The organism is Endozoicomonas sp. ALB115 (genome assembly GCF_049310245.1).
Classification (GTDB): domain Bacteria; phylum Pseudomonadota; class Gammaproteobacteria; order Pseudomonadales; family Endozoicomonadaceae; genus Endozoicomonas.
The window spans coordinates 1-8,836 of the sequence record NZ_JBLYZG010000108.1; the positions used below are offsets into that span (position 1 = coordinate 1).

3 protein-coding genes are annotated in these 8,836 nt (G+C 51.3%); all 3 read left to right on the forward strand.

Annotation, left to right across the window (positions count from 1 at the left end):
• The coding region (locus ACO6VE_RS23285; RefSeq protein ID WP_422463764.1) for a DUF1601 domain-containing protein at nucleotides 1–1,676 on the forward strand (1,676 nt) is incomplete at its 5' end.
• Between the two features lie 58 nt (nucleotides 1,677–1,734).
• The gene (locus ACO6VE_RS23290) at nucleotides 1,735–5,109 is read left to right on the forward strand and encodes a DUF1601 domain-containing protein (RefSeq protein WP_422463766.1); all 3,375 of its coding nucleotides are present in this window, start codon (nucleotides 1,735–1,737) and stop codon (nucleotides 5,107–5,109) included.
• Between the two features lie 105 nt (nucleotides 5,110–5,214).
• Nucleotides 5,215–8,751 (forward strand): DUF1601 domain-containing protein, encoded by a 3,537-nt coding sequence (locus tag ACO6VE_RS23295; RefSeq protein ID WP_422463768.1) that lies wholly within the window; start codon nucleotides 5,215–5,217, stop codon nucleotides 8,749–8,751.
• Nucleotides 8,752–8,836: the final 85 nt, after the last annotated feature.

Here is an 8,836-nt window from a genome sequence, read left to right on the forward strand (position 1 = left end):
TGTTGCCCCACGTGAACGCACAGAAAGACCAATTTATTCCTCAGCATATCGCCAACCTGCTGTGGGCCATGGCGAAACTGGTGGACAACGGGCAGGAGCAGACACCAGAGCTCAAAGAGGCTGTGGCCGCACTGTTGCCCCAAGTGAACGCACAGAAAGACCAGTTTATTCCTCAGCATATCACCAACCTGCTGTGGGCCCTGGCGAAACTGGTGGACAACGGGCAGGAGCAGACACCAGGGCTCAAAGAGTCCGTGGCCACGCTATTGCCCCGTATAAAGGCACAGAAAGCGAACTTTACACCACAGGCAATCACCAACCTGCTGTGGGTCGTGGCAAAACTGGCGAACAGCGGGCAGGAGCTGACACCAGAGCTCAAAGAAGTCGTGTCCGCGCTGTTGCGCCACGTGAACGCACAGAAAGCTCACTTTAAACCACAGGAAGTCACCAACCTGCTGTGGGCCATGGCGAAACTGGTGGATAACGGGCAGGAGCAGACTCCAGGGCTCATCGAGGTTGTGGTCGCGTTGTTGCTCCACGTTAACGCACAAAAAGACCAATTTAATGCCCAGGGTATTGCCAACCTACTGTGGGCCATGGCGAAACTGGTGGACAACGGGCACGAGCAGACACCAGAGTTCAACGAAGCGGTGGCTGCGCTGTTGACCTGCGTAATCGTACAAAAAGCTAACTTTAAACCACAGGAAATCGCCAACCTGCTGTGGGCCATGGCGAAACTGGTGGACCTTGGGCAGGAGCAGACACCAGGGCTCAACGAGGCTGTGGTCGCGCTGTTGCCCCTCGTGAACGCACAGAAAGACCAATTTAATGCCCAGGGTATTGCCAACCTGCTGTGGGCCACGGCCAAACTGGGTGAACTCGTTGAGCTGAAACTGGCTACCTCTGCGTTCGAATCGCTTGTCTATCGAATCAGTGAGAACCTTCAGTTTTCGCAGGAAGAGATATCGATGTCTCTCTGGGGAGTCATGGTATGCTGTGCCAGGTTGGCTCTAGACTCCAATGAAAATAAAAATAACGTGCTTGAAAAGCACATGGATGACCTGTTGACTCGCCTGGAAAATACCTCGCCAGATAATGAAGAGGATCAATCCATCATGATCATGGCCGCAAGTTGGCTTGGCAGAGCGTGTCCGGTCGTCCACCATTACCAGAAAGCCATTTCAAAAACCCAGGCCAACTTCCGCTATCAACTCCAATCATGCATTCCATCGTTGAGGATTGAAGAAGAAAAGAGCCTGAACGCATTACCTCCGGTTGACCTGCTGCTGCCAGATCACAACATGGTGATTGAAATTCAGGGACCATTTCATTACGTGAATGGTGATTTCAAAACCAGGAATGGTTCGACTCTGCTGAAAATCGCACTGCTGAAAAAATCAGGATTTGAGGTCATTGAAATCCCGGTCAACATGCTTTGGAATCAGGACTTAATGAAACCCTATATTGATCAAATAAAGACCAGGATAGGCATCCCCCCACAGGAGCATGGCTCTGTATCATTTAATAGAGGGTGGGCAGATGCTGCATACGTGACTTGTGAAGAACACTTAGAAGAGCAAACCAACCCAGCAAAGAAGAAGAAGAGAAGAAGAAAACAAACAGTCAGTAATCGCCTGCCTCCCATCATGACTCAAGTAAACTTTTCCGCAAAATGAACTTCTGGGCAGAACAGCAGTCTGCTTTTATGTTTTCATGAATTAATGAAATATAATTATGGATAGAAGTTCTGCTGGTATCAGTGGTAGATACACAAGATCAGATAATGATTACAACCAACCGAATGGTCATGCCCCTTCTTCAAGGTGTGGTCGATATAGACATGCCACAGTCAGACAGCGGGATAGTCACCCCCACTCTACCCCGGGATGTAACGAATTTCACCATTCTTCTGGCACACGCCCTTCTCAATATTTAATACACCGTTCAGTAAACTCTGCTCATGATTTTAATGCCCTCATCAAACCAGAAATAATGGCTGGTCTGGTGAGGAAATCGGATCGTTTCGGTCATCGCTATGATGGGAGAGATCACGGTCTATATGCCAGTTCAGTTAAAAAATACACGTCATCTGCTAAAAGACCATTAAATCGAGCGGAACAAAGCCAGCTGATGCGTTTGCTGCAAAATTTCGCAGCAACACGGAGCTGGAATTGGCGAAGCCTGACGACAACACTTCATTCATTGACTTCAGCGGGCGTTTTTAGTCTTCATAAACCCATGGATGAGCGAGTTAAACTTACGCAGGCTAGCTTATTGTCAACCCTATTTGATGCAATAATATTTAACTGCAACCAAAAACCTCCAGCCAGGGATATTGATGCCCAGGGTGTCGCCAACCTGCTGTGGGCAATGGCAAAACTGGTGGACAACGGGCAGGAACGGACACCAGAGTTCAACGAGGCCCTGGTCGCTTTGTTACACCACGTGAACGCACAAAAAGCTCACTTTAAACCACAGGAAGTCACCAACCTGGTGTGGGCCATGGCGAAGCTGGTGGACAACGGCCAAGAGCAGACACCAGATCTCAAAGAGGCCATGTTCGCTCTGTTGCCCTATGTGAACGTACAGAAAGACCGATTTATTCCTCAGGCTATCACCAACCTGCTGTGGGCCATGGCGAAAATGGTAGACAACGGGCAGGAGCATACACCAAGGTTCAAAGAGGCCGTGGCTGCGCTGTTGCCCCGCGTGAACGCACAGAAAAACCAACTTAATGCCCAGGGCGTTGTCAACATGCTGTGGGCAATGGCGAAACTGGTGGACAACGGGCTGGAGCGGACACCAGGTCTCAAAGATGCGGTGGCCGCCCTGCTGCCCCTCCTGAATGCAAAGAAAGACCAATTTAACGCCCAGGGCATTGCCAACCTTCTGTGGGCCATGGCGAAACTGGTGGACAACCGGCTGGAGCGGACACCAGGGCTCAACGAGGCTGTGGCCGCCCTGCTGCCCCTCGTGAACACACAGAAAGACCAATTTATTCCTCAGCATATCGCCAACCTGCTGTGGGCCATGGCGAAACTGGTGGACAACGGGCTGGAGTGGACACCGCAGCTCAAAGAGGGCGTGGCCGTGCTGTTGCCACAAGTGAACCCGGAGAAAGCTAACTTTAAACCACAGGAAATCGCCAACCTGCTGTGGGCCATGGCGAAACTGGTGGACAACGGACTGGAGCAGTCGCCAGAGCTCAACGAGGCCGTGGCCGCCCTATTGCCCCTCGTGAACGTACAAAAAGCTAACTTTAAACCACAGGGTATCGTCAACCTGCTGTGGGCCATGGCAAAACTGGTGGACAACGGGCTGGAGCGGACACCAGAGTTCAAAGAGGCCATGGTCGCCATGCTGCCCCTCCTGAACGCACAGAAAAACCGACTTAATGCCCAGGGCATTGCCAACCTGCTGTGGGCCATGGCGAAACTGGTGAACAACGGGCAGGAGCAGACAACAGAGCTCAACGAGGCCGTTGCTGCGCTGTTGCCTCGCGTGAATTCACAGAAAGACCGATTTATTCCTCAACATATTGCCAACCTGCTGTGGGCCATGGCAAAACTGGTGGACCACGGGCTGGAGCGGACACCAGAGCTTAACGAGGCCGTGGCGGCGTCGTTGCCCGACGTGGACGCACATAAAGCTAACTTTAAACCTCAGGAAATCGCCAACCTGCTGTGGGCCATGGCGAAACTGGTGGACAACGGGCAGGAGCAGACACCAGAGCTCAAAGAAGCAGTGACCGCGTTGTTGCGCCACGTGAGCGCACAGAAAGCCAACTTTAAACCTCAGGAAATCACCAACCTGCTGTGGGCCATGGCGAAACTGGTGGACAACGGGCAGGAGCAGACAACAGAGCTCAACGAGGCCGTGGCCGCGCTGTTGCCCCAAGTGAACGCACAAAAAGACCAATTTATTCCTCAGCACATCGCCAACCTGCTGTGGGCCTTGGCGAAACTGGTGGACAGCGGGCAGGAGCAGACACCAGGGCTCAACGAGGCCGTGGCTACCCTGTTGCCCCTTGTGAGCGCACAGAAAGACCAATTTAATACCCAGGGCATTGCCAACCTGCTGTGGGCCATGGCGAAACTGTTGGACAACGGGCTGGAGCGGACACCAGAGTTCAAAGAGGCCACCGCCGCCTTGCTGCCCCTCCTGAACGCACAGAAAAACCGACTTAATGCCCAGGGCATTGCCAACCTGCTGTGGGCCATGGCGAAACTGGTGGACAACGCGCAGGAGCGGACACCAGAGCTTAACGAGGCTGTGGTCGTGCTGCTACTTCTCGTGAACGCACAAAGAGCTAACTTTAAATCACAGGAAATCGCTAACCTGCTGTGGGCCATGGCGAAACTGGGTGAACTCGTTGAGCTGAACGTGGTTACCTCTACGTTCGAATCGCTTGTCTATCGAATCAGTGAGAACCCTCAGTTATCTCAGAAAGAGATATCGATGTCTCTCTGGGGAGTAATGCTCTGCTGTGCCAGGTTGTTTCTAGACTCCAATACCAATAAAAATAACGTGCTTGAGAAGCACATGGATGACCTGTTCACTCGCCTGGAAAATACATTGCCAGATAATGAAGAGGATCAATCCATCATTACCATGGCTGCAAGTTGGCTTGGCAGAACCTGTCCGGTCATTCCCCATTACCAGACGACCATTTCAAAAACCCAGGCCGACTTCCGCGATCAACTCCAATCATCTATTCCATCTCTGAAGATTGACGAAGAAAAGAGTCTGAACTCATTACCCCCGGTTGACCTGTTTCTGCCAGATCACAATATAGTGATCGAAGTTCAGGGACCGTCTCATTACGTGGGTGGTGATTTCAAAACTAGGAATGGTTCGACTCTGCTGAAAATCGCACTGCTGCAAAAATCAGGATTTGAGGTCATTGAAATCCCGGCTAACCAGCTTTTGCACAACGATTTAATGAAACCATATATTGATCAAATAAAGATCAGGATAGGCATCCCGCCACAGGGGCATGACTCTGTTTCACTTAAAAGAGGGTGGACAGATGCTGCATACGTTACTGCCGAAGAACATTTACAAGAGCAAACCAACCCGGCAAAGAGGAAGAAAACAAACAGTCAGTAATCGCCTTCCTCCCATCATGTCTCAAGTAAACTTTTCCGCAAAATGAACTTCTGAGCAGAACAGCAGTCTGCTTTTTATATTTTCATGAATTAATGAAATATAATTATGGACAGAAGCTCTGCAGGTATCAGTGGTCAATACGCAAGGTCAGATAACGGTTACAATCAACCGAATGGCCATGCCCCTTCTTCAAGGCGTGGGCGATACCGACATGCCACAGTCAGACCATGGGATCATCCCCCCCACACTGCACCGGGTCGCCATGAATTTTACCATTCTTCTGGAGCAAACTCTTCTCAACATCTACAGGGCCGTTCAGTAAACCCTGCTCAGGATTTTAATGCCCTCATCAAACAGGAAATAATGGATGATTTGTTGAGAAAATCGGATCGTTGCGGTCACCGCTATGATGGGAGACATCACGGTCGATATGCCAGTTCAATTAAAAAATACACGTCAGCTGCTAAAGGACCGTTAAATCGCACAGAACAAAGCCAGCTGATGCGTTTGCTGCAAAATTTTACCGCAACACGGAGCTGGAATTGGCGAAGCCTGACGACAACACTGCACTCATTTACTTCAGCAGGCGTTTTTATCCGTCATAAACCCATGGATGAGCGTGTTCAGCTCACTCAAGCTGCCTTATTATCGACGCTACTGGATGCAATAATATTCAAGTGCAACCAAAAACCTGAAGCCAGTGATATTAGTGCTCAGGGTATCGCTAACCAGCTGTGGGCCATGGCGAAACTGGTGGACAACGGGCAGGAGCAGACAGAAGAGTTCAAAGAGGCTGTGGCCGCGTTGTTGCCCCACGTAAACGTACAGAAAGACCAATTTGTTCCTCAGGCTATCGCCAACCTGGTATGGGCCATGGCGAAAATGGTAGACAACGGACAGGAACACACACCAGAACTCAAAGCGACCGTAGCCGCACTGTTACCCCGCGTGAACGCACAGAAAGCCCAGTTTAATGCCCAGGGTATCGCCAACCTACTGTGGGCCATGGCGAAACTGGTGGACAACGGGCTGGAGCCGACAGCAGAGCTCAAAAAGGCCGTGACCGTGTTGTTGCCCCATGTGAACGCACAGAAAAAACAATTTATTCCTCAGGGAATCGCCAACCTGCTGTGGGCCATAGCGAAACTGGTGGACATCGGCCAGAAGCGGACACCAGGGCTCAACGAAGCCGTGGCCGCCCTGTTGCCCGAAGTGAACGCACAGAAAGAGCAATTTATTCCTCAGGCTATCGCCAACCTGCTGTGGGCCATGGCAAAACTGGTGGACAACAGGCAGGAGCAGACACCAGAGCTCAACGAGGCCGTGGCCACGCTGTTGCCCCGTATAAAGGCACAGAAAGACCAGTTTATGCCTCAGAATATCGCTAACCTGCTGTGGGCCATAGCGAAACTGGTGGATAGCGGGCAGGAGTCGACACCAGAGCTCAACGAGGCCGTGGCCGTGCTGTTGCCCCAAGTGAACGCACAGAAAGACCAGTTTATTCCTCAGCATATCGCCAACCTGCTGTGTGCCCTGGCGAAACTGGTGGACAACGGGCAGGAGCAGACACCAGGGCTCAAAGAGTCCGTGGCCACCCTATTGCCCCGTATAAAGGCACAGAAAGCGAAATTTACACCACAGGAAAACGTCAACTTACTGTGGGCCATGGCGAAACTGTTGGACAACGGGTACGAGCGGACACCAGAATTCAAAGAGGCCATGGCCACGCTGTTGCCTTGCGTGAACGCACAGAAAGGCCAATTTAATGCCCAGGGTATCCCCAACCTGCTGTGGGCCATGGCGAAACTGGTGATCAACGGCGAGGAGAGTTCACTTGGGCTCAACAAAACATTGGCCGTGCTGTTGCCCCATGTGAGCGCACAGAAATACCACTTAAATGCCCAGGGTATCGCTATTCTGCTGTGGGCCATGGCAAAACTGATTGACAACGGTCAGGAGTGGACTCCAGAGCTCAACGAGGCTGTGGCCGCGCTATTGCCCCTCGTAAACATAAAGAAAGACCAATTTATTCCTCAGCATATCGCCAACCTGCTGTGGGCCATGGCAAAACTGATTGACAACGGTCAGGAGTGGACACCAGAGCTCAACGAGGCTGTGGCCGCGCTATTGCCCCACGTGCACTTACAGAAAGCTAACTTTAAACCACAGGAAATCGCCAACCTGCTATGGGCCACGGCGAAACTGGTGGACAGCGGGCAGGAGAAGATACCAGGGCTCATGGAGGCCGCGGCCGCGCTGTTGCCCCACGTGAACGCACAGAAAGCTGACTTTACACCACAGACAATCACCAACCTGCTGTGGGTCATGGCAAAACTGGCGAACAATGGGCAGGATCTGACACCAGAGCTCAAAGAAGTCGTGTCCGCGCTGTGGCGCCACGTGAACGCACAGGAAGCTCACTTTAAACCACAGGAAATCACCAACCTGCTGTGGGCCATGGCGAAACTGGTGGATAACGGGCAGGAGCTGACCGCAGGGCTCAAAGAGGCTGTGGCCGTGTTGTTGCCCCACGTAAACATACAGAAAGATCAATTTGTTCCTCAGGCTATCGCCAACCTGCTGTGGGCCATGGCGAAACTGGTGGACAACGGGCACGAGCAGACACCAGAGTTCAACGAAGCGGTGGCTGCGCTGTTGACCTGCGTAATCGTACAAAAAGCTAACTTTAAACCACAGGAAATCGCCAACCTGCTGTGGGCCATGGCGAAACTGGTGGACAACGGGCAGGAACAGACACCAGGGCTCAACGAGGCTGTGGTCGCGCTGTTGCCCCTCGTGAACGCACAGAAAGACCAATTTAATGCCCAGGGTATTGCCAACTTGCTGTGGGCCACGGCCAAACTGGGTGAACTCGTTGAACTGAACGTGGCTACCTCTACGTTCGAATCTCTTGTCTATCGAATCCGTAAGAACCTTCAGTTTTCTCAGGAAGAGATATCGATGTCTCTCTGGGGAGTCATGGTATGCTGTGCCAGGTTGGCTCTAGACTCCAATCCCAATAAAAATAACGTGCTTGAAAAGCACATGGATGACCTGTTGACTCGCTTGGAAAATGCCTCGCCAGATAATAAAGAGGATCGATCCATCATGATCATGGCCGCAAGTTGGCTTGGCAGGGCGTGTCCGGTCGTCCGCCATTACCAGAAAGCCATTTCAAAAACCCAGGCCGACTTCCGCGATCAACTCCAATCATGCATTCCATCTTTGCGGATTGAAGAAGAAAAGAGCCTGAACTCATTACCTCCGGTTGACCTGCTTCTGCCAGATCACAACATGGTGATTGAAGTTCAGGGACCGTCTCATTACGTGGGTGGTGATTTCAACACCAGGAATGGTTCGACTCTGCTGAAAATCGCACTGCTGAAAAAATCAGGATTTAAGGTCATTGAAATCCCGGTTAACCGGCTTTTGAACAAAGATTTAATGAAACCCTATATTGATCAAATAAAGACCAGGATAGGCATCCCCCCACAGGAGCATGACTCTGTATCATTTAATAGAGGGTGGGCAGATGCTGCATACGTGACTGGTGAAGAACATTTAGAAAAGCAAACCAACCCAGCAAAAAAAAAGAAGAAGAGAAAAAGAAAACAAACAGTCAGTAATCGCCTTCCTCAGTAATTCCCGATGAATCCTGAAGCACTACAGCCACGAGAGATACAGAAGAGGTAAAAAAATCATGCCCGCACAATTCTTCGACTAAAAT